This is a genomic window from Rhodanobacter lycopersici, assembly GCF_040812335.1.
Taxonomy (GTDB): Bacteria; Pseudomonadota; Gammaproteobacteria; order Xanthomonadales; family Rhodanobacteraceae; genus Rhodanobacter_A; species Rhodanobacter_A lycopersici.
This window is the reverse complement of sequence record NZ_JBFOHK010000002.1, coordinates 627,075-649,032: the sequence shown is the minus strand read 5'-3', so window position 1 is coordinate 649,032 and position 21,958 is coordinate 627,075. Positions and strand designations below refer to the sequence as shown.

Genomic DNA, 21,958 nt, shown 5'->3' with positions numbered 1-21,958 from the left:
CCAGCACCACGCTGGTAGGGCGTCAGGCGGGACAGTCGATCCAGCCAGCGATTCAGTTCGCAGGTACGCATCGGTGGCTCCTGCGCCCGAACCCTTCGGGCTTGCCGCCACCATCCCCTCAGCCATGCTCACCGCCTGAGACGTCACTACTCAATGCGAACAGCGCGTAAAGAAAGGCCGCCAGTCTCCTGGCGGCCTTTCGCATTACCAAAACACGAGCGGTTAAACGACGTCCCGGATCAATAGTCGTACGTCACGCCAAACTGCACGTAGCGCGGCGGCTCCAGGCTGAAGGGCAACAGGTAGGCAGGGTTGATGCCACCGCCGCCGGTGTTGTACTCCGCCGTGTACTGCAAGGCGCTCTGCTCGTTGAACACGTTGTGCACCTGAAGGGTGAAATCGAGCTTGTGCTGCGCGAAAGCCGGACGATAGTCCACCTGCAGGTTCAGCTGGTGCGTCCACGGCGTGAAGCCGGTGGTGCCGCCCGGCGTCGGCACGCCATCGCACCAGTGGTACGACGAGCCGTATCCGGGTATCAGTCCTCCAAGCGTAGACGGATCGGTCTGGCCCGGGCCATAGAAGCCCAGGCACGACCTGGGGTGGCCCGACCCGATCAGGTACGTGGCGCCCACCATCCACTCGGGAGTGATCTGGTACGAACCATAAAGCCTGAACTGGTGCTTCTGGTCGTTGGCCAGCAAGCCGTTGCTGTACGACATGATCTGGCTGAAGTCCCACTGCTCGGTAGCCGACTGCGAGGAACCGCCCTGGCCGATGTTCGACTGCACGGGGCCTTCGGTATCGCCGTAGCTGCGCGAGAACACGTAATCGATCTTGCCGTACCACTTGCCGTCGAACGGGTGCTCCAGGTACAGCTCCAGCGAGTAGTACTTGCGCTCGGCCGGGGGGTAACCCCAATCCGCCGGCGACATCTTCACCTGGCCATAGCCGCCGCTCATGGTCGGAACGGTCAGAATATTGGTGCTGCCCGGATTGACCAGGACGCTGCCGAGAAGGTCGGCCGGATTGACGGCGACGCCCTGCGCCAGGCCGGCATTCACAATGGCCAGCGCATTCTCCGACAACGGAGCACCCGGGTAATAACCCAAGCTGGCAAAGACGTCGTCGATGATGCGGCCAAGCTTGTTGTAGGTGCCGGTGGCGCCGTACACCCAGCTCTGGTCGAACATCTTGAACTGCTGCTGCATGCCCAGTACGTACTGATCCTGGTACTCCGCCTTGATGTTCTCGGACGAGACCAGCTTGGGGTCGAGCGCAGTGCCGTTTTCGCCGTTGACGTAACCCGTCGGAGCCAACTGCACCGTTCCGGTCGGTATGCCCGTGGCGGTCACGCCAGTGTAGGTGAAGTACGTCGCGGTGTACGTCGGGGCACCGGCTTCGCGCAAGGCCACTGCAGCGGGCATCGCCAGATAGTAGCGCCCCGCATTGCCGAACACCTTCATGCTGGAATCGCCGAACACGTCCCAGCTGAAGCCGATGCGCGGCGCCCACTGGGGCTTGGTCAGGCGCAGGTATGCGACACCATTGGGGTTGTAGTTGGTGAACTCGTCGTCACGCACTCCGACGTTCAGCAGGAAGTTCGGGGTGATCTGCCAGTTGTCCTCGACATACTGCGCCCGCTGCTTCACCTTGACGGTCGACGCATTCGAGAACACGTATTGCTCCACGTAGCAACCGGCCGTGCCGTTGTTGCACGAAGTACCGAGCGCGCCGCCGGCTCCCGGGACGGGCGCGGTCGGCGAGGCGGTCTGACCATATAGCCACGCATAACCCGGCCCGGTCATGGCCGCGCCATCGTTCTCGTCGGTAGCGGTGGAGTTGTCGATACCGAACTGCAGGTCGTGGTCGCCCAGCTTCCAGTCGAGGTCGAGACGAAGGTTGAGCACCTCCGCCTTGTGCTCCGGACTGCTTACGTTCGTGGTGATGTTGGAGGTGTGTACCGGGCCATTCGGGGTGTAGGCGGGGTTTTCCAGCGACGAATTGAGGATGTTCGGCAGGCTCGGGTCATAACCGGGGTAGGCCGCCTGCAACTCGTAATACGTGGCGTCCATCTTGCCGAGCATGGCGTTCAACGTCAGGTTGTCGGTGATGTACGAGGTGTACTTGCCGATCCAGATGTCGAAGGCGGTCTTGTTGCGCTGGGTCAGGCTATTGAAATCGCCGACCTGGTGCGTCGTGTTGTTGTAGTCGTAGATCTCCTCCGGCTGTTGGGCATACTGGTTGCGGACGTTGGTCACCGACAGGATGTTGCTGTCGTTGATGTTCCAATCCAGCTTGCCGTAGAACTTCGGAGAGCTGTGCTTCCAGTAGGCGATATTGCCCCCGTTGACGCTGCCGTTGGTCTCGCCCTGCGACTTGTCGGATTCCGCCGCGATGAAGAAGAACAGCTTGTCCTTGATCAGCGGACCGCCGACGTAGGCGTCGTAGACTGTCTCCCACTCCTTGTCCGGCGCCTGGTAGGTCTGGAGATTACCAAGCTCCTCTCCGCTCTGGGTGCTCAGCGGATTGTTCCAATAGATGTTGTTGGCGGTGCTTTGCGCAAACTCCGGCCGCCACAGCATCTGGCCGCCGAAATGCCAGTCGTTGGTGCCGCTCTTGCCCACCTGGCTGATCACGCCGCCGGTCGAACGGCCGTACTTGGCGTCGTAACCGCTGGTCAGGGTCTGCTGCTGGTCGATCGCGCCATAAGGCAGGTCGACGCCACCGGTGTTGCTGAGCGGATCGGACGTATCGAAACCATTGATGTAGTAAGCGTTCTCGACGATCGTCGAGCCGCCAAACGAGACCAGGTTCTTGCCCAGGGAGTCTTGGCCCAGCATGGCCGCACCCTGCGTGGTGCCCGGCGCAAGCAAGGCGATGGCCGTCGAATTGCGGGCCAGCGGCAGCGTCGCCAACTGCTGCGAAGTAATGGTGAGATTCTGGGTGGTGGAGGTCACGTCGATCGCGGGCAGCGCGTTCGCCGTCACGGTCACCGAGCTCAGGTTCTGCGCGTTCGCGCTGCCATTCGCGCTGGCATTAACGAAATCGGCCTCGCTCGCGCCGCCTGCGACCGGGTTGACGTTGTTACGTGACTGCACCACGGCACCGTTCTGGAGCAGGTTGACCGTATAGTTGCCGACCGGCACGGTCACCGAGTAGTGACCCGTGCTGTCGACCGAAACAGTGCGGTTGAAGCCCGCGCCACCGATAACCTGCACGGTCGCGCCGGATGTGGGGGCGCTGCCGAAGATGGTGCCGGTGGTGGCCTGTGCCAGCACCTGGCCCGACACGCCAACGCCGGCAACGATGGCAACCGCCAAAGCCGTGCGTCGCAAGGCGGAACCAGGCCTGCAGCCAGTCGACCTCATGGCCTTCATTGGAATCATGGCGTTCATTCGATTTGTCTCTCCCCGTGTCAGGACGCAACTTCGTTGACTATTGAAAGTGGCAACCCAGGATCATGTCCCCATTAGCAGGGCCGAAATACCCCACCCCTGCAGGCGCCTCCACCTACCGACAATCCCATATCGATCGATCTGCGGCCACGCGGCACTTAAGTGCATGCAGACCGGCGATGGGCGTGCAGCACACATTTAGTTCCCCTAATAACAGAAAGTCAACAATCAATAACTTGCGGATCATTTTTTTGCGAATCGCCGATATCTGCAATCAAAAACGCGAGAACGAACTTGATCCTGTATCAGCTGCATTAGTGCCCGCTCCAGGCGGTGCCACCACATGATCATGTCGAAAGATAATGCGAAATCCCTGCAAACACTGTACCCGCCATGGGACGCCGCTGCTGCACGCAGGCAACCGATTTGCGGAATTCGCAATTACTTTCTGGATTCCGGCAAACAAACATCGCGCAAGCACGATGATCATCGGGATGGCTTGGGTGACAACAGCGCGTCAGGAGGAAACGGAAACTCATGTTTCCCGAGATGGGACCCCTTCCAGCTGCCCTGTATGTAAACGCGGCGGAACCCGGCATGCCATGCAGGCATCCCTGTCAGCCGCATGGCCAGGACGCGGCAAAGCGGCAACACCTCGACACGGGCCAGCACAGGTTGCTCCCGCGCAGCGGGGCGCACTCGGCGGCAGCGATTGAACCCATGCTGTTACACGGATGAATCACATGCAGGACACATGATTCACGCGGGAGTCATGCTCGGGCCAACCTGCCGGTGGCCAGTTATCGAAACAACATGGCGCCGTGGCGAGCTATTGCGAGTCAGCAAGCAGCGTACCGTCACGGCCGTTGCAATGTCTTGCGAAGAAATCGGCGTGGGTACGCCAAGCAAATCCATTGAATGGGAAGGAAATAAATATGGAAGACGATACGCGATCGACCAGACCGATGCGTGACATGTTTCTACGCACTTTCGCATTAAATATCGTTTCGCGCATACGTGCACAATTTATTTCGCATTCGCATTAAGTTTCATGCGTTTCTACAATGTTCGCAAGATGCTAAAAAAGCGTTGACAGTCATTGACGCCACGAACTAGTTTCTGCCGTGGAAGGAAATCGGCGGTTGCCATTGCACGGTAACGACTCGATTCGGAGTCCGGACAAGAGAACGCCCATCGGGTGACTTGCCCACCGCATCATCAATCAGCCGTGGCCTTTTACCAACGCCAGCTCGTCGCACGCGACGACTGGCACGATCGATCGCAGTCAACTACTCGGGTTGCCTTTTGGGGATATAGCTAATGAACAATCACTTCAAACGAGAGAGCCAGTACCGCCGAAATACCCTGGCCGCCGCTTTGGCCGTAGGCCTTGGCATCAGCGGCCTGGCCTATGGTCAGGCCACGACCGGCTCGATCTTCGGCACCGCGCCGGTGGCGTCCGGTGAAACGGTCAGGGTCGTCAACAACCAGACCGGGCTCACCCGCGAAGTGGCGGTCGACAACACGGGTCATTTCGGTGCCAACAGCCTTCCGGTGGGCGACTACACGGTGTCGCTGGTGCAGGGTGGCAACGTGATCGCCTCGCATGACCATGTGCAGGTGAGCGTGAGCGGCGGCACCCAGGTGCCGTTCTCGTCCGCTGAGGCCGGCAAGAACATCCAGAATCTCTCCAGCGTGACGGTCACGGCCAACTCGATCCCCGCGATCGACGTGTCCTCCACCCGCCAGACCTCGGTGATCACCGCGCAGCAGTTGAAGCAGCTGCCGCTCGCGCACAATGCCGAATCGATCGCGATGCTCGCGCCTGGCGTGGGCCCCGGCAACACCGGCCTGGGTACCGGCCCGGCCGGCACCCCGCTGATCTCCTTCGGCGGCGACTCCGTGGTGGAGAACGCTTACTACATCAACGGCTTCAACACCACCGACCCGGTGGGTAACGCGGGCGGTGTCGCGCTACCGTACTTCGCCATCGCCGAGCAGCAGACCATCACCTCCGGCTACGGTGCCGAGTACGGCCGTTCCACCGGCGGCGTGATCAGCCAGGTGGGCCAGCGCGGCGGCAATGAATTCCATGCCGGCGTGTATGCCACCTTCGAGCCGAGCTGGGCGCAGTCCGGCTACGACAACGTCTATTACGTCAATCCTGCATCCACCACGCCGGGCCAGCAGTACGGCGATATCTACAACAACCGCCAGCATGACAGCAGCTGGAGCACGGTCTATGACGCCTACGTGTCCGGCCCGTTGATCAAGGACACGCTGTTCTTCTACCTCACCGGCGAGATCGAACACGACAATTCCCACAGCACGGACTCGGTCAACGATCCGTACTTCTCCACGCACGGCACCAGCCTGCCCAAGTTCTACGGCAAGCTGGACTGGAACATCAACGACAACAACACGCTGGAGTACACCAACATCCAGTCCAAGGTGCTGGACCAGTTCCACAACCTCTACAACTACGACTACGGCACGAACTCCATCAACAACTTCGCGGCCGTCGACAACCCGCTGTACTCGAGCAAGTTCAAAGTCAACATCCTGAAGTACACCTCGTACATCACCGACAACCTCACGCTGAGCGTGCTGGCCGGCAAGATGCAGAGCACCTACTTCAGCCAGATGGAAAACTACCCGGGCCTGGATCCGTCGATTCCGGGTATCCAGAACGTCTACTACCAGAACGGCCCCGGCGCCGGCAGCACCAACCCCAACCCCACCACCATTCCCACGGAAGACCACGCGTCCACGGAAAACAATTTCCGCCTGGATCTGGACTGGAAGCTGGGCGACCACGACCTGCGCTTCGGTATTGACAACCAGCGCAGCACGGACGTCGACGACGGCACGTTGAGCCAGTGGTCGTATGCCGGCAACCCCGTGTCTTCGCCGGGGTATTACTGGTCGTATAACGTGATGTCGAACGCTGACAACCCGACCACGCTCTGCAACAACGTCCACCAGTGCGTCGGCAAAGCATCGAGCAATAGCAATCCAGACGGTTACTACGTTGCCAAGACCGTGTATGGCGGTGCGGCCTCGTTCACGGTGCAGCAGAAGGCGCAGTACATCGAGGACAACTGGCAGGTCACCCCGAACCTGCTGCTGAACCTGGGCCTGCGCAACGACCAGTTCACCAACTACAACGGCGACATGGTTCCCTACATCCGCGAGACCAAGCCGCAGTGGGCGCCACGCCTCGGCTTCAGCTGGGACATCTTCGGCGACAGCAGCGCCAAGCTGTACGGCAACGTGGGCCGCTACTACCTCGCGCTGCCCTCGGGCCTGGGTTCCCGCATGGCGGGTTCGAACAGCTACCTCAGCACGTACTACAACTACACCTCCATCGATGCCAACGGCGTGCCCCAGGGTCTGACCCAGATCCCGGTGTCCGGGCCGGGTATCACCAACCCCTACCAGCAGATCTCGCCCGACGGCGAGCTGGGTACGCCGAAGGATCCGAAGGTGGTCGCCGCGGCCAACCTGAAGCCGATGTACCAGGACGAGTACGTGCTGGGCTTCCAGAAGGCGTTCAATGCGTTCGGCCAGTCGCTGGTGTGGACCTCGCAGGCGACCTGGTCGAAGATGAGCGACATCGTCGACGACACGGGCACCATCACGCTGCCGGCCGACGCGGCGACAAGCGAAGCGGGCCAGGAGTCGGACGTGCTGGTCAACCCGGGCCGCAGCAACACCCTGCGCTACCTGGCGACCGACGGCACCTACAAGACCTTCACCTGGGATCCCTCCACGGCGTCGGACGGCACCGTCATGGGCTTCCCGGCCGCCTTCCGCCACTACTACAGCCTGGAAGAGTCGCTGGAGCATCCGTGGGACGGCAAGTGGATGGGCAAGATCGACTACGTGTTCTCGCGCAGCTATGGCACCACGGAAGGCCCGACGGATTCGGCGGTCGGCCAGATCAGCAACGCCTCGGGCGCGTCCGGCGGCCATCAGTCCGGCTCGATCACCGAGGCATGGGACTTCCCGTCGCTGATGCAGTACGCCAACGGCGACCTGCCGAACATGCACAAGCACACGTTGAAGGCCTACGGCACGTATGCGATCACGCCGGAATGGCTGGTCAGCGGCTCGTACATCATCCAGTCGGGTTCGCCGATCACCTGCCTGGGCTACTACGGCCCGAACCAGACGAATCCGGATGGCTACGGCGAGTCGTACCACTGGTGCGGTGGCGTGCCGATGCCGCCGGGCAAGGCGGGCAACACGCCGTGGACCCACCAGCTGAACCTGGGGGTGAGCTACGTCCCGGCATGGGCCGGCAAGCACCTGACCCTGCAGGTGCAGGTCCAGAACGTGTTCAACGAGCAGAAGGCCACGGCCTACGTCAGCGGCTTTGGTTCGACCGGCTCGCCTGACCCCACGTACCTGCTGCCGGTGAGCACTGAACTGCCGCGCTACGCACAGTTCAGCGTGAAGTACGACTGGTAAGAAGCGACAACCTCCGTCCCCCGTGCCGCTGCGAACCGGCGGCGGCACGAGGGAGGGAGCAAGCAAACGCACAAGGCCGCCGGGAAACCGGCGGCCTTGTGCGTTTTGCCTGATTTCCAGCCTGCTGCAGGTCGCCGCTCACACGGCTGGCCACAATTGCCGATCAGGTCGTCAATGGACTCGAATGCCATTCGCCTTTGACTAGACCAGGCCGACGCTGATCCCGTCGCGGCACGGAAAATTGCGGAATCTGGACAGCAGAGTCCATGTGACAAGCCCCCACGCTGCAACTCGCCCTGCAAGCATCGACCTGACAGACATCCTGGTTGCAGGGTGGTCTTGATTGGGCGGATCCAACGAGATCGACAGATTGAAGCCGCAAGGCGCCGACAAGCTGCCTGCAAGAATCGCAATATATTGCGATGCCCATGAATTTTTAGACGCGCCTCTGCATGGCGTCGCTCCGCGCAAGTTAATGATTTGAAAGAAATGACGCGCGAATCCCGAGTCGACGCTTCTCTCACTGGCACTGATACCGTTGCTTCAGTGTTGCGAAATTTATCTATACATATCAATAGCTTATATAAATAAGCATAATCTTGCGATTGTTTGGATGGTGCTCCAAACATGATAAAAATTTGTTGACATCCATCGAATGGGCGAATTAAGTTCCGGCCGCAAGGCTGCACTGTTTGTTTTTTGCGGAAATGAAGCGGACGCGAGATCTAAGCGCAATTTCCGTCACCGCCGCAGTTCGTCGCGGCATCAGCCAGCCGATTGCAGCCTCGCGTTCGACGCCATGCCGTCGCATGAGACGACTGGCATGACCGGTTTCCAGTCACCCATAACGGGTTTGTTTAGGGGAGTCAGCAATGAGCAAGCGCTTCATGCGGGAAGGCCAATACCGCCGCAATACTTTGGCCGCTGCCTTGGCGGTGGGCCTGGGCCTCACGGGCGTAGCCTATGGTCAGGCCACGACCGGCTCGGTCTACGGCACCGCGCCGGTGGCGTCCGGCGAGACAGTTCGCATCGTCAACAACCAGACTGGCCTGACCCGCGAAGTGGCGGTCGGCAGCGATGGCCGCTATGGCGCCAACCAGTTGCCGGTGGGCGACTACACCGTGTCGCTGATGCAGGGCGGCAACGAGGTGTCCAAGCGCGAGCACGTGCAGGTGAGTGTGGCAGGTGGCACGCCAGTGCCATTTGCCGCCGCCGAAGCCGGCAAGAATGTGCAGAACCTTTCCAGCGTCACGGTCACGGCCAATTCGCTGCCTGCGATCGACGTGTCCTCGACCCGCCAGACCTCGGTGATCACCGCCCAGCAGCTGAAGCAGCTGCCGCTCGCGCGCAACGCCGAGTCCATCGCCGTGCTGGCGCCCGGCGTCGCCGGCGGCAACGCCAGCCTCGGCACCGGTCCGGCCGGTACCCCGCTGATCTCCTTCGGCGGCGACTCGACGGCTGAGAACGCCTACTACATCAACGGCTTCAACACCACCGATCCGGTGGGCAACGCGGGCGGCATCGCCCTGCCGTACTTCGCCATCGCCGAGCAGCAGACCATCACCTCCGGCTACGGCGCCGAATACGGCCGCTCCACCGGCGGCGTGATCAGCCAGATCGGCCATCGTGGCGGCAACGATTTCCACGCTGGCGTCTATGTCACCTGGGCACCGTCCTGGGCGCAAAGCGGTTACGACAATATCTACTACGCGAACCCGGCGTCGACCACGCCGGGCCAGCAAGTAGGCGACATATTCGTCAATCGCCGCCGGAACAGCGATTGGAGCACGGTCTACGACGCCTACGTGTCCGGCCCGCTGATCAAGGACAAGCTGTTCTTCTACATCACGGCCGAGGCCCAGCACGACAGCAGCAAGGCCACCGGCTCGGTCGATTCGCCGTACTACAACTCGCACAGCACCAGCTTGCCCAAGTTCTACGGCAAGCTGGACTGGAACATCAACGACAACAATGTTCTTGAGGCCACCTACGCCTCGAGCAAGCTCGAAGACCTCTCGAACAACGCCTACAACTACGACTACAGCACGAATACCGCGGGCAGCTACGCCGGCATCAACAACCCGCTGTACTCGAGCAAGTTCGACATCGGCATCCTGAAGTACACCTCGTACATCACCGACAACCTCACGCTGAGCGTGCTGGCCGGCAAGATGAAGAGTACGTACTACAGCCAGCAAGTGACCTATCCAGGCTTCGATGTGCTGCTGGCGGGCGTGTCTGGCGTCGGAAGCCAGAACCCGACCGTTCCGGGCGCCGGCAACACGAACAACAACGCGCTCACCATCCCCTCTCCGGACCACAAGTCCAGCGAGAACAACTTCCGTCTGGACCTCGACTGGAAGCTGGGCGATCACGACGTGAAGTTCGGTATCGACAACATGCGCAGCACGGACATGAACGACGGCAGCCAGAGTGCCGGTCCGGGGTATTACTGGATCTACGGCAAGCAGGGCTCGAAGAACTTCTCCTCGCCGACCCTGTCGTGCAATGCGTTGGGCCAGTGCGCCCTCAACCCGATCAACTACCCCAACGGCGGCGCGGTGGGTACCGGCGACACTGCCAGCAGCTACTACGTCGTGAAGCGGACGTATGGCGGCGTGGCCTCGTTCACGGTGGAGCAGAAGGCGCAATACGTCGAGGACAACTGGCAGGTCACGCCGAACCTGCTGCTGAACCTCGGCCTGCGCAACGACCAGTTCATCAACTACAGCGCCGGTAACCAGCCGTACATCCGGGAGACCTCGCCGCAGTGGCAGCCGCGCCTGGGCTTCAGCTGGGACATCTTCGGCGACAGCAGCGCCAAGCTGTACGGCAACGTGGGGCGTTACTACCTTGCCTTGCCCACGGGTCTCGGTGTGCGCATGGCGGGTGCCAATGCCTACCTCAATGAGTACTACACCTACGCGTCCATCGACTCGAACGGCATTCCGCAGGGCCTGACCCAGGTTCCCACGACCGCGACGCCCTATTCGCCCGACGGCGAGTACGGCACGCCGAAGGATCCGAAGACGATTGCCGCCTCGGACCTGAAACCGATGTACCAGGACGAGTACGTGCTGGGCTTCCAGAAGACGCTCAACGCGTTCGGTCAGGCGCTGGTCTGGACCTCGCAGGCGACCTACTCGAGGATGAACAACATCATCGATGACACCGGTACTGTCACCGAGCCTGCCGATGCGCTTGACAGCGCCTTCCAAACGGACATTTTGGTCAACCCCGGGCGCAGCAACAAGGTGCGTTACCTGGCGACCGACGGCACCTACAAGACCTACACGTGGAATCCGCACACGGTGACTGGTGGATACGTCACGGGCTTCCCGGCCGCATTCCGCAAGTACTACAGCCTGGAAGAAGCCCTTGAGCATCCGTGGGATGGCAAATGGATGGGCAAGATCGACTACGTGTTCGCCAAGAGCTACGGCACCACGGAAGGCCCGACCTACTCGCCGCTCGGCCAGACCAGCAACGCGTCGGCCGCTTCGGGTGGCGGACAGTCCGGTTCGATCAGCGAAGCCTGGGATTTCCCCGAGCTGATGCAGTATTCGAACGGTGAACTGCCCAATTCGCATCGCCACACGTTGAAGGCCTATGGCACCTATGCGATCACTCCCGAGTGGTTGGTCAGTGGTTTGTATATCGTCCAGTCGGGCGCACCCATCACTTGTTTGGGTGCCTGGGGCCCAGACCAGATCGATGCGGAGGGTTACGGCGAGGCTTATCACTGGTGCAACGGCATGCCGTCGCCTCCGGGCAAGGCCGGCCATACGCCGTGGACCCACAAGCTCGACCTGTCCGTCAGCTACATCCCGGAGTGGGCCGGCAAGCACCTGACTCTCCAGGTGCAGGTCCAGAACGTGTTCAACGAGCAGAAGGACACGGCTTACGTCGTTACCCACGATGGCGTGGGTGGTGCACCGGATACCGCGTACAAGCTGCCGATCGGCGGCGTGACAGGCTATGCGGTGGAGCTCCCGCGCTACGTGGAGTTCAACGCCAAGTTCGACTGGTAAGCAACAACCTCCGCGCCATGCCGCCGCAAGCTGGCGGCATGGCGCGGAGATGCGAAAACGGACAAGGCCGCCGGTTACCCGGCGGCCTTGTCCGTTTCAGTGCACCAACCGCTCCCGCAACCGCTGCAACCACTCCAGGTACGGCGCGCTGTGCGCCGTATCTGCACGGATGGGTTCGCGCACCTGCGCCGCGCTGGCAGTGCTGAGCACTTCGCGCTTGGTCTGGTGGGGCGTGAGGCAGGCGGGATCGAAAGGCAGATCACAGAAGGCAAGCAGGTGGCGAATCTGTATCTCCGGCTCCTGCAACAACGCTTCGTAAGAGAAATCCAGTACCCGGCCCGGATAGCGCGACTGCCAGAAGTCGATCACGCGCCGGTAGTCCCGGTAGTGGTCGGCCATGTCGTCGAGGTCGTAGCTGAAATGCATGCTGTGCCGGAACAGCTGGCGGTAGCAGGCGAAACAGGTTTCGAGCGGATCGCGATGGCAGTCGATGATTTTCGCGCCGGGCAGCATGGCCAGGGCCGCCCCCACCAGCGGCCAGTTCAACAGGCTCTTGTCGCTGAAACGGGGGCGCTTTTCGCGCCACCTTGCGGTGCGCGCCAGGTAGTCCTTGCCCAGCCGCCACCAGTCCTGCGCCGTCGCCGTCGCCACCCACTGCGGAAACGGCTGGCCACGCCGGCGGGATTCATCCTCGATCACCTGCGACAGGTCGGGAATCTCGTTGGCGCCCTCGACCTGCGGATGCGAGGCCAGGATGTGTTCGACCAGCGTCGAGCCCGAGCGCGGCAGGCTGACGATCAGGATCGCCTCCCGTCCCAGCGCCGGATCCAGCGGTGCCGGCAAGGGCAAGCGGAAGGTCTCCATGATGGCGTCAATGCGCGCGCGCTCGGCAGCGGCATCCCAGCCCACCTGGCGCCGCATCTCGGCATTCGCCTCGCGCAACGCCGCGAAGGCGCCCGCGTAATCGTGCTGATCCTCCAACGCCCTGAACAGGCTGAAGCCCAGCTCGGTGCGTGTTTCGGAACTGATGCCGGGATTGCGCAGGGCCAGCCGGATCTGCCCGATATCCTCATGATTCAGCGGCTCGGTCTTCAGGTTGGCGAGCGCGTGCCATGCCTTGGCCTGGTCGGGCTGCTGACGCAGCACGCGCCGGTACTCGGCAACCGCCCGGGCTATATCGCCTTGCATGGTGCAGATGTCCGCCAGACAGATACGCGCAAGGACGTGCCGGTCGTCCAGCGCCAGCGCGCGACGCAATGCCTCGGCTGCATCGTCCAGCCATGCCTGCTGCTTCAATGCCTTGCCAAGGTTGTACCAGGGCGACGCCTGTCCGGGTGCCATCTCGCAAGCACGGCGCAGATGGACCAACGCCTCATCCGGGACACCTGCATCCTGCAGGGCGCAGCCCAGGTACATCTGGATGTTTGCGTCGCCAGGACGCTGTCCGGCGGCCTTGCGCAGAAAACCGGCGGCCCTGGCACTGTCGCCGCGCATGAGGCAGGCGAGCCCATACAGGAATTGCGCATCGAACAGATCCGGCTCGGCCGCGAGCACCTGCGCAAGCAGGCGCTCGGCAAGATCGGGCTGCCTTTGATTGAGCGCCGCCCCGGCGTCTGCCAGCAATCGGCGCGTTGCCGGCGAAAGTGTGGGCTGTGGTGGCATGGACCGGATTGCTCGCTTGATGGTCAGAACCTGGCCTCGCATGCACGAACCACCTCCAGGACACGCCGATCAGCTTCATTGATGGCGGGGTGCGCAAGGCCCGCAGATTGTCGCATGTGATCGCTCCCCTGGCGGGTACCTCTGCATGGATGCGCGCAGCGGGATACGGATCTTCCCGGCGCCCCCGATCATCCGGAAGCGTTGCGCGCAGGCCGGTCGGTCGCATCTGCGTGCCGACCGGCCCCGCCCTCATTCCCCTTCGCCATCCTCCTCGAAACGCAGGTGCTTCACACTGCGGCCGTTGCGGCGGACCAGCTTGAGCGCCTCGATGCCGACGCGGATGTGGGCCTCGACGTACTTTTCGGTGACCTTGCGGTCGCTGGCTTCGGTCTTCACGCCCTCGGGGATCATCGGCTGGTCGGAGACCAGCAGCAGCGCACCGCAGGGAATCCCGTTGGCGAAACCGGCGGCGAAGATGGTGGCGGTTTCCATGTCCACCGCCATGCAGCGGGTGCGCCGGAGATAGGACTTGAAGTTCTCGTCGTGCTCCCAGACCCGGCGGTTGGTAGTGTAGACGGTGCCAGTCCAGTAATCGTGGCCGAGGTCGCGGATCATGGTCGAGACGCCGCGTTGCAGCTGGAACGCAGGCAGCGCCGGCACCTCGGGTGGCAGGTAATCGTTGCTGGTGCCCTCGCCGCGGATCGCGGCGATCGGCAGCACCAGGTCGCCGATCTGGTTCTTCTTCTTGAGCCCGCCGCACTTGCCGAGGAACAGCGCCGCCTTCGGCGTGATCGCGCTGAGCAGGTCCATCACGGTGGCGGCGTTGGGGCTGCCCATGCCGAAGTTGATCAGGGTGATGCCGTCGGCGGTGGCATTGGGCATCGGCCGGTCGCGGCCCTGCACTTCCACGCCGTGCCACTCGGCGAACAGGTCCACGTAGTGGCCGAAATTGGTGAGCAGGATGTACTGGCCGAACTGCTCCAGCGACGTGCCGGTGTAGCGCGGCAGCCAGTTGGTGACGATCTCGTACTTCTCTTTCATGCGGTATTGCCTTGTCCGATGGGGAACCTCCGCGCCCGCGGAGGGTGCCGGCGACGCCACGCCGGCGGGATCCTCAGGTCTGCCCCGCATTATATGGATGCAGGCGCCCTCGCCTGCCGCCCTCCGGAATTCGGCGCGGCCGCGTGTTATGTTGCGAATGCCATTCGAGGGGGATGACACATGCGCATGGGGCTGACCATGGACGCCGCCTGCGATCTGCCGCAGGCGTTCGTGCAGGAACACCGCATCACGGTGATGCCGATCACCGTGAAGGTGGATGGCGAGACCTTCATGGATGACCGCGACCCGGCGGAGATCCAGCGCTTCATCAACCGCCGCCTCGGCAACCGCAGCCACTCGGCGGAAACCGAGCCGACCACGGCCGAGGAAGTGCAGCAGCTGTTCCTGAAGCGCCTGGTGCTGGAGCAGGACTGCATGTTCTGCCTCACCATCACCGCCACCCGCAGCCCGATCCACGACAACGTGGTGCGCGCCAGCTTCGCGGTGCTGCGCGGCTATCGCGAGGTGCGCGAGCCGGCCGGGATCAACGGCCCGTTCCTGATGCGGGTGATCGACACCCGCAACATCTTCGCCGGCGCCGCACCGGCGATCTGGGAGGCGGCCCGGCTGATCGCCGCGGACGAGGCGCCGGCCACGATCCGCGAACGACTCAACCACATCGCCAATCACAGCTACGGCTACATGCTGCCGCGCGACCTGTACTACCTGCGCGCCCGCGCCAAGAAGAAGAACGACCGCAGCGTGGGGCTGTTCAGCGCGGTGCTGGGCTCCGCGCTGGACATCAAGCCGATCCTGCGCTGCTTCCGCGGCGAGACCGGGCCGGTGGGCAAGGCGCGCGGCTTCGAACAAGGCGCGCAGCAGCTGTTCGACTACGCCGCCGCCCGCGTGCGCGCCGGCCTGCTGGTACCGGTGGTGTGCGCGAGCTACGGCGGCGACCTCGCCGTGCTGTCGCACCTGCCGGGCTACACCGGCCTGCGCACGGCCTGCGAGGAATGCGGCGTCACCCTGCTGGAAGCGCCGATGAGCATCACCGGCATGGTCAACGTGGGCGAAGGCGCCGTCACCCTGGGCTTCGCTGCCGAGGAACACGAGGCCGCATTCTGAGGCTCGCCCTGCGTGGCCGTGGAACAGACGATGCCGCGCCTGCCCGCCTTGCCTGCCTGTCTCGCACTGCTCGGTGCCGGCCTGTGCGTGCCGGGTCATGCGCAGACGGTCTACAAGTGCACGGGAACGCACGGCGAAGCCAGTTACCAGTCCTCGCCCTGTCCTGGCGCACAACGCCAGCGGCAGATCGTTCTCGACGCACCGCCCGCGTCACCACCACCGGCCCCTGCGCCGGCGGTGGCCACCAGCACGGCACCGCTTGTTGATACCGCGCCGGCGCTCCCGCCGCCGCCAGCCGCACCGATCCCCGCGCTGTACCAGTGCGTGCGCGCCACCGACGGCAAAACCTACATCAGCACCACCGGCGAGCCGCCCGGCTACTACGCACCGCTCGGCATCGTCGGCCTGCTCACCTCGCTGACACAGCAATACGACGCGACCAGCCACACGGGCCGCGACCAGCCCAACGCCGCCATGGTCCCCGGCTACTACTACACCCGGGTGCAGGATCGCTGCCGTGCCCTGGGCCCGCAGGAGACCTGCGAGGTCCTGCGCAAGGACTGGACCGAGAACGAACGCAAACTCAGCCGTGCCTTCAAGAGCGACCAGCCACCGCTGCTCCAGCGCGAGGCCGGGTTGCGCGCGCAACTGCAGGGTTGCGGCGGCCCGTAGGAGCGGCTTCAGCCGCGACTCCCGCAGCGCTGATCGCGGCTGAAGCCGCTCCTACGGCCAGAAAGTCAGAAGCCGTAGCTGAGGAAGCCACCGTCCACGCCCAGCACCTGGCCGGTGATGTAACTGGCGGCAGGCAGGCACAGGAAGGCGATCGCCGCGGCCACTTCCTCCGGCTCGCCGATGCGCCTGAGCGGTGTGCGATCCAGCACCTCTTCCAGGTAGTCCTCGTCGGCCAGCGCAGAATCGGTGCGCTGGGTGCGGATGTACCACGGCGCCACCGCATTGACGCGGATGCCGTCCACGGCCCACTCCGCGGCGAGGTTGCGGGTGAGCTGGTGCAACGCGGCCTTGCTCATGCCGTAGGGGGCGCCGGTGCGCACGTGGGTGACGCCGGACACCGAACCCACGTTGACGATCGCCGCGTTCGCATGCTGCACCAGCTGCGGATGCGCCAGCCGGCACATCTCGAACGCGGCGAACAGGTTCAGTTCGAAGATCGCGCGGTAGTCATCGCCACCGTACTCCAGTGCCGGTTTCGGCATGTTGCCGCCCGCATTGTTGACCAGCAACGACAGCGGCAGGCCGAGATCGGCCACCCAGTCGAACACCGCGAGCCGGTCCTCCGCCTCGGCGAGATCGGCACCCAACGCGTAAACCTCGATGCCCTCGTACTCGTCGGCCAGCTCCACCCGCACCTGTTCGAGGTAGTCCTCGTCGCGCGCCACCAGCAGCAGGTTCGCGCCCAGCCCGGCCAGCTCGTGCGCGGTGGCGTAGCCGATGCCCTTGCTGGCCCCGGTGACCAGGGCGGTGTGGCCGTGCAGCTGCCAGGCGTCGATGCGGCTGTTCATGGCGCGAGCTTACACGATGGCCTTGCCGGAGAGACCATGCAGCGGGACACTCGACGCCTGCATTCCACGAGGCTTGCGCGATGAAAGCCACATTGCCCCTGCTGTGCCTGCTCACTCTCGCCGCCTGCTCCGGCAAGCCGCCAACGCCCACGGCGGCCGCGCAACCGGCCGCGGCGGCCAGCAGTCGCGTCGCCACGCCGTGGGACGCGATGAAGGCCGACGAGCAGCGTGCGAAGGACGTGCAGAAGATCGTGGACAAGCAGGCCGCGGACCAACGCAAGCAGATCGAGGCACAGACGCAATAGCCTGTCGCATTTGGACGTCTCGACGTCCGTGTGCCTTGCCAGTCGTCGCGTTTGCCGGCATCTTTGCGGCATGCATGCCGATACCAACCACGCCTCTGCGCCGCCATTGCTGGAGATCGACGCCGCCACGGTGCTGCGCGGCGGCCAGCCTGTGCTCGACCGTTTCAGCCTGCGCGTCGACGCGGGCCGGCATACCGCGATCCTCGGCGGCAACGGCTCGGGCAAGTCCACCCTGGTGCAGTTGATCGCGCGCCAGCTCTACCCGCTGGCACCGGGCAACGGCCGCAGCCCGGTGCGTGTGTTCGGCCGCGAGCATTGGAACGTGACCGAACTGCGCGGCTTGCTCGGCATCGTCTCGCCAGCCGTGCAGCGCGACTACACCAGCGAGATGCCACTGGAAGTGTTCGACGTGGTGGTCTCGGGCTTCTTCGCCGCGCGCGGACTGGGGCTGGATCACCAGGTCAGCGAGAGCATGCGCGAACGGGCTCGCGGCGCACTCGAACAACTCGGTGCCAGCCAGCTGATCGGCCGCGAGATGGCCAGCCTGTCCACCGGTGAGGCGCGCCGCGTGCTGATCGCCCGCGCCCTGGTGCATCGACCGCGCGCGCTGCTGCTGGATGAACCCTGCGCCGGACTGGATCTCGCCAGCCGTCGCCGCTTCCTGGAAAGCCTGCGCGCGCTGGCGCGCAGCGGCACCACCCTGCTGCTGGTGACCCACCACGTCGAGGAGATCATCCCCGAGATCGATCAGGTGCTACTGCTCGGACAGGGCCGCGTGCTGCGGCAGGGCGACAAGGCCGCCGTGCTCACCGGCGACGCGCTGGGCGAAGCGTTCGGCATGCCGGTGCACGTCGCGCAGCATGGCGACTGGTACGACGCGGCGGCGGCTCCGCCGTAGGAGCGCACCCTGTGCGCGATGGCTCTTGCTTCGATCAAAGCGCAAGACAATCGCGCACAGGGTGCGCTCCTGCAATCCGCATCAATGGGGCGAGCAGAAGCAGTATGAGTAGACGTTCGGCGTACCGGCCTTGGCGTCCTGCAGCAGCGACAGCTCCGGCGCCAGCGCGTGGATCTGCGCGAACCACGGCGGCAGCCGCACACCCCATGACTGCAGCAGCTCCACGCTGGCGCTCTGGCTGAAGCCGACCATGAAGCGCTCGAATGCGCCCAGCGGCGCCTGCTCGTAGCGCACCGGGTAAGTCTTGCCCAGCTTGGCGAGGCTGGCGGCCTCGGCCACCGCGTCGTCCTGGCCGCCAAGCTGGTCGACCAGGCCGCGGTCGAGCGCCTGGCTGCCGGTCCACACGCGGCCCTGGGCAATCGCGTCGATGTCGGCGAAGCTCTTCCCGCGTGCCTTGGCCACACCGCCCACGAAATCGCGGTAGCCCTTGTCGATGGTCGCCTGGATCACCGCACCCACCCCGGGATCGAGCGGGCGCGTGATGTCGAACGCACCGGCCATCGGGCCGGTAGCCACGCCGTCGCTCTGGATGCCGAGTTTGGCCAGCGTGTTCGGCACCGTGTAGTACATGCCGAAGATGCCGATCGAGCCGGTGATGGTGTTCGGCTCGGCCACGATGCGGTCGGCGTTCATCGAGATCCAGTAGCCGCCGCTGGCGGCCACGTCGCCCATCGACACCACCACCGGGATGCCGGCCGCGCGGGTGAGCGCCACTTCGCGGCGGATCTGCTCGGCGGCGTACACCTCGCCGCCGGGCGAGTCGACGCGCAGCACCAGCGCCCTGGTGCGCTTGTCCTCGCGCGCGGCACGGATCAGCGCAGCGGTGGATTCGCCGCCGATCGAACCCGGCGGACGCTTGCCGGCGGCGATCTCGCCCTCGGCCACCACCACGGTGACGCCGGGCGCGAACAGGCTTGTGTTGTCCGGCAGGTCGGCGGCGTACTGCGCCAGGTCCACCGCACGGAAACCGTGGCCGTTCTTCGCCGCGGGCACGCCCTGGGCGTGCAGCATCGCGATCAGCTCGGCGCGGGTGGCGGTGCCGTCGATCAGGTGTTCGTCCAGCGCCAGCTTGGCGAGGTCGCCCTGGGTGCTGGCGATGGTCTGCGGCAGGTCGTCGACGTCGGCGCGCAATGCCGCGGTATCGAGCTTGCGCAGCTTCGCCACCTCGGCGAGGTATTCGTCCCACAGCCCGCCCATCCAGTAGCCGTCGGCCTCCTTCGAGGCGGCCGAGGCATGGTCGAGGATGTACGGCTCGGCCGCGCTCTTGAACTGGCCCACGCGGAACAGGTGCACGTCCACGCCCAGCTTGTCGAGCAGATCCTTGTAGAACAGCCGGTAGTTGGCGAGGCCGGTCAGCATCAGGCTGCCCTGCGGATCGAGCAGCACGCGGTCAGCATGCGCGGCGAGGTAGTACTGGCCCTGGTCGAGATTCGCCGCCCAGGCGATCACCGGCTTGCCGGTGGCGCGGAAGCGGTCCAGCGCCGCGCCCACCTCGCGCAAGGCGGCAAAGCCGCCAGCGTGCAGGTCGCCCGGCAGCAGCAGGATGCGGCTGATGCGCTTGTCGTGCGCGGCGGCGTCGATGGCGCCGACCAGGTCGCGCAGCTGCACCTGGTCCGGCTTGTTGCCGGACAGCCGCGCCAGCGTGCGTTGCAGCGGGTCGATGCTGTACTGCTCGACCAGCTGGCCCTCCGGCTTGAGCACCAGCACGCTGTTGTCCGCCACTTCATGCGACGACCGGCTGCCGGCGACGCCACCGACAACCAGCAGCAGCACGATCAGCAGCAGGAAGAAGAACACCGCGTTGATGATGACCAGCCGCACCACGTTGATGCCGCGGCCGATCCCGCACAGCACCGCCCAGAAGCCATGCCTGCGCGGCGGCGGGGTTGCCGACGACGGCGAAGGGCGTGACGGCATGGGCGGTGGCGGCATCGGTGCGGGTTCCGTGGTGGATGCGCGCTAGCGTAGCCGCTTGCGCGGCGTCACGTCATGCCTGGCGCGACCGGTATCGGCGCTTCCGCCGCGGCCGGCATGTGCCGCCGCCAGCGCTCGCGCCAGGCGCTGCGCCAGAAGCGCGTGAACAGCATCACCGCCGCCACGCTCAGGCCGGCGATCAGGCCCATCCACATGCCGCGTGCGCCCAGACCGCGATGGAAGGCCAGCCACCAGCCCGTGGGCATGCCCACGCCCCAGTAGGCAAACAGCGTGATCGCCATCGGCGCGCGGGTGTCCTTGAGCCCGCGCAGCGCTCCGTTCGCGGCCACCTGGATGCCGTCGGAGAACTGGAACAGCCCGGCCAGCACGATCAGCTGCGCCGCCAGCGCGATCACCCTGACATCGTGCGTGTACAGCGTGGCGATGAAATGCGGCAGGCTCAGCATCATTGCCGCCGAGACCAGCTGGGTGGCCAGGGTCAGGCCGATGCCGCAGAAGCCGGCGTAGCGCACGCCGCGGGCGTCGCCACGACCCACCGCGTTGCCCACCCGCACGGTGATCGCCATCGCCAGGCCCAACGGGATCATGAAGAACAAAGCGGCGACGTTGAGCGCCACCTGGTGGCTGGCGATCACGTCCTCGCCGAGCGTGCTGATGAGCAGCGCGGTGGCCACGAACATGCCACCCTCGGCCAGCAGGGTCACCGCCATCGGCGCACCGATGTGCAGCAGCGCGCCGATGCGCCGCCAGTGCGGCCACTCGAAACGCTCCAGCAGGTTCAGCCCGCGGTAGTTGCGGTGCTTCAGCACGTAGGTGCCGAAGCCCAGCATCTCCAGCCACAGCACGGTGGCGGTGGCGATGCCGCAGCCATGCGCGCCCTGCGGCGGGATGCCCAGCTTGCCGAACATCAGCACGTAGCCCAGCGGCACCAGCAATGCGAGGCCGCCAAAGCCGAAAACCATCGACGGCTTGGTCAGCGACAGGCCTTCGGACAAACCGCGCAGCGCGAAGTAGCAGGTCAGCGCGGGCGCACCCCAGCTGATCGCGAACAGGAAACGCTCCACATCGTGGCGCAGGCTGGGCGTCACCCCGATCAGGTCGATCAGCGGCCCTGCATGGCGCACCGCGAACCACAGCACCGCGCCCATGCCCAGCGCCAGCCACAATGCCTGGCGGAACACGCCGCCCACCTCGTGGCGCCGACCGGCGCCGTCCAGCTGCGCCACCGAGGGCGGCACCGCCATCATCATGCCGATGCCGCAGACGATCACCAGCGACCAGAGGTTGGCGCCCACCGCCACCGCGCCCAGCACATGGGCGCTGACGTGGCCGGAAAGCACCGTGTCGATCACGTTGCTGCCGACCGCGGCCAACTGGGCGAAGATCAGCGGGATGGCAAGGCGCATGGTGGCGCCGATCTCGTGCCGCACGCGGGCACGCTCGGGGCGAAACGGTTTCATCGAAGGCTCCTGCGAGCGGACATTCTAGCGGGCGGGGCTGTCGGGAGCCGCAT

General features: G+C 64.6%; 12 protein-coding genes. 6 read left to right on the top strand and 6 right to left on the bottom strand.

All coding sequences use genetic code 11. From position 1 onward, the window contains the following. Positions 1–239: 239 nt before the first annotated feature. Complete coding sequence (locus ABQJ54_RS09770; protein ID WP_367854104.1) at positions 240–3,335, bottom strand: TonB-dependent receptor plug domain-containing protein; 3,096 nt, start codon at positions 3,333–3,335, stop codon at positions 240–242. Between the two features lie 1,380 nt (positions 3,336–4,715). Between ABQJ54_RS09770 and ABQJ54_RS09765 the strand changes: the two genes are divergently transcribed. Both ABQJ54_RS09765 and ABQJ54_RS09760 read left to right on the top strand, forming a co-directional pair. Next, positions 4,716–7,868, top strand: coding sequence for a TonB-dependent receptor (locus ABQJ54_RS09765; RefSeq protein ID WP_367854103.1), 3,153 nt, complete (start codon positions 4,716–4,718; stop codon positions 7,866–7,868). A gap of 872 nt (positions 7,869–8,740) precedes the next feature. Then, complete coding sequence (locus tag ABQJ54_RS09760; RefSeq protein WP_367854102.1) at positions 8,741–11,899, top strand: TonB-dependent receptor; 3,159 nt, start codon at positions 8,741–8,743, stop codon at positions 11,897–11,899. Positions 11,900–11,995: 96 nt separating this feature from the next. Here the strand turns inward: ABQJ54_RS09760 and ABQJ54_RS09755 are convergent, their stop codons facing one another. Further along, the gene (locus ABQJ54_RS09755; protein ID WP_367854101.1) at positions 11,996–13,561 is read right to left on the bottom strand and encodes a sulfotransferase; all 1,566 of its coding nucleotides are present in this window, start codon (positions 13,559–13,561) and stop codon (positions 11,996–11,998) included. A 249-nt stretch (positions 13,562–13,810) separates the two neighbouring features. Beyond that, positions 13,811–14,602 carry an AMP nucleosidase gene (locus tag ABQJ54_RS09750; protein ID WP_367854100.1) on the bottom strand — a complete coding sequence of 264 codons (792 nt, stop codon included), beginning with the start codon at positions 14,600–14,602 and terminating at the stop codon, positions 13,811–13,813. Between the two features lie 180 nt (positions 14,603–14,782). Between ABQJ54_RS09750 and ABQJ54_RS09745 the strand changes: the two genes are divergently transcribed. Together ABQJ54_RS09745 and ABQJ54_RS09740 are read left to right on the top strand one after the other, a co-directional pair. Continuing rightward, a complete protein-coding gene (locus ABQJ54_RS09745) occupies positions 14,783–15,727 on the top strand; it encodes a DegV family protein (protein ID WP_367854099.1) in 945 nt (314 codons plus the stop codon). Between the two features lie 30 nt (positions 15,728–15,757). Then, the gene (locus ABQJ54_RS09740; protein ID WP_367854098.1) at positions 15,758–16,399 is read left to right on the top strand and encodes a DUF4124 domain-containing protein; all 642 of its coding nucleotides are present in this window, start codon (positions 15,758–15,760) and stop codon (positions 16,397–16,399) included. 65 nt (positions 16,400–16,464) lie between these two features. On the opposite strand, the gene ABQJ54_RS09735 is transcribed toward ABQJ54_RS09740, so the two are convergent. Then, positions 16,465–17,247: an SDR family oxidoreductase gene (locus ABQJ54_RS09735; RefSeq protein ID WP_367854097.1), complete on the bottom strand. Its 783-nt coding sequence runs from the start codon at positions 17,245–17,247 to the stop codon at positions 16,465–16,467. A gap of 80 nt (positions 17,248–17,327) precedes the next feature. On the opposite strand from ABQJ54_RS09735, the gene ABQJ54_RS09730 reads away from it, so the two are divergent. Continuing rightward, positions 17,328–17,552 (top strand): hypothetical protein, encoded by a 225-nt coding sequence (locus ABQJ54_RS09730; RefSeq protein WP_367854096.1) that lies wholly within the window; start codon positions 17,328–17,330, stop codon positions 17,550–17,552. A 70-nt stretch (positions 17,553–17,622) separates the two neighbouring features. After that, a complete protein-coding gene (locus tag ABQJ54_RS09725) occupies positions 17,623–18,450 on the top strand; it encodes an ABC transporter ATP-binding protein (protein WP_367854095.1) in 828 nt (275 codons plus the stop codon). 81 nt (positions 18,451–18,531) lie between these two features. Here ABQJ54_RS09725 and sppA read toward each other — a convergent pair whose 3' ends face one another. Beyond that, positions 18,532–20,442 (bottom strand): signal peptide peptidase SppA, encoded by a 1,911-nt coding sequence (gene sppA / locus ABQJ54_RS09720; RefSeq protein WP_367854094.1) that lies wholly within the window; start codon positions 20,440–20,442, stop codon positions 18,532–18,534. Between the two features lie 50 nt (positions 20,443–20,492). Further along, complete coding sequence (locus tag ABQJ54_RS09715) at positions 20,493–21,905, bottom strand: MATE family efflux transporter (protein WP_367854093.1); 1,413 nt, start codon at positions 21,903–21,905, stop codon at positions 20,493–20,495. Between the last annotated feature and the right edge of the window lie 53 nt (positions 21,906–21,958).

Bases quoted from the DNA above. Each gene is read 5' to 3' on its own strand.
- ABQJ54_RS09745 (WP_367854099.1), top strand. From the start codon at position 14,783: ATGCGCATGGGGCTGACCATGGACGCCGCCTGCGATCTGCCGCAGGCG.
- ABQJ54_RS09755 (WP_367854101.1), bottom strand. From the start codon at position 13,561: ATGCCACCACAGCCCACACTTTCGCCGGCAACGCGCCGATTGCTGGCA.
- sppA (WP_367854094.1), bottom strand. From the start codon at position 20,442: ATGCCGCCACCGCCCATGCCGTCACGCCCTTCGCCGTCGTCGGCAACC.
- ABQJ54_RS09730 (WP_367854096.1), top strand. From the start codon at position 17,328: ATGAAAGCCACATTGCCCCTGCTGTGCCTGCTCACTCTCGCCGCCTGC.
- ABQJ54_RS09735 (WP_367854097.1), bottom strand. From the start codon at position 17,247: ATGAACAGCCGCATCGACGCCTGGCAGCTGCACGGCCACACCGCCCTG.
- ABQJ54_RS09740 (WP_367854098.1), top strand. From the start codon at position 15,758: ATGCCGCGCCTGCCCGCCTTGCCTGCCTGTCTCGCACTGCTCGGTGCC.
- ABQJ54_RS09715 (WP_367854093.1), bottom strand. From the start codon at position 21,905: ATGAAACCGTTTCGCCCCGAGCGTGCCCGCGTGCGGCACGAGATCGGC.
- ABQJ54_RS09765 (WP_367854103.1), top strand. From the start codon at position 4,716: ATGAACAATCACTTCAAACGAGAGAGCCAGTACCGCCGAAATACCCTG.
- ABQJ54_RS09760 (WP_367854102.1), top strand. From the start codon at position 8,741: ATGAGCAAGCGCTTCATGCGGGAAGGCCAATACCGCCGCAATACTTTG.
- ABQJ54_RS09750 (WP_367854100.1), bottom strand. From the start codon at position 14,602: ATGAAAGAGAAGTACGAGATCGTCACCAACTGGCTGCCGCGCTACACC.
- ABQJ54_RS09725 (WP_367854095.1), top strand. From the start codon at position 17,623: ATGCATGCCGATACCAACCACGCCTCTGCGCCGCCATTGCTGGAGATC.